This window comes from Streptomyces narbonensis, from assembly GCF_014649015.1.
Classification (GTDB): domain Bacteria; phylum Actinomycetota; class Actinomycetes; order Streptomycetales; family Streptomycetaceae; genus Streptomyces; species Streptomyces narbonensis.
Map to the genome: position 1 here is coordinate 1 of NZ_BMSF01000108.1, position 772 is coordinate 772.

General features: G+C 53.1%; 1 protein-coding gene. It reads right to left on the reverse strand.

The features are described 5' to 3' along the window. The coding region (locus IE124_RS36305) for a hypothetical protein (RefSeq protein ID WP_189513952.1) at positions 1-772 on the reverse strand (772 nt) is incomplete at both ends.

The following is a 772-nucleotide window of genomic DNA, read 5'->3' on the forward strand; positions in this document are numbered from 1 at the left end:
TCCATCGCCCTGCCCCCCGGCTCCACCGCCTTTTCAATCCCTTCCGGAACCGGATGGATTAGTGCTATTGTCTGCAAAGATGTTTTTGCCATTTGCCGTGCCTCCTCATTTCCAATATCGTGGAGAAAACGACGGAAAACTGCTCGGTTGCGGGCGCCCATCGAAGCTCGCGCCATACTCTGCAATCTTTTGTCAGTCAGTTCACCCTCTTCAACAGACTGTAGTTCACCAGTGCCAACTTCCTTCTTTTCAAGTTCCTGGGGAATACCCTTTTGTTTTTCCCTCTCACAACTCGGCCCACCGCTCGGCGACGACAAGGACCACTGTCGGAGAAGGCACAGACTGCGGCGTGCCACGCCGGCAAATAACGATGATTCTGCAGAAGAAACCGGCACAAGTACCTGTAAGGCATCAGTAACCACGCTCACATCGGTAGAGTAGCGCATAACATATGGTATAAGTTTTCCAAGCAGCGAAACCAGCCGCTCGAGGCGCTGCAGTGCGTTGACAAGGTTTTCTGGATACTTCCCTTCAGTCGTGCTACTCGCCCCAGTTTCGACAGCTGCCGCCATCACGCGTGCTAGTGACGTCAGCGAAGCAAAACAGGAGCAAAACGCCAAAAGGCCTTCACGGCGGCTTATGTGTAGGGTGCTCTCCGCGCCCTCAGTCGTAATCGCTGTTGCCGATGAGTCCTGTTTGTCGACATTCCACAAAACATCCACCAAGAGCATTTCAAGGCACTTTTCTGCACGGTTAAAGAATTCGCTCGGGA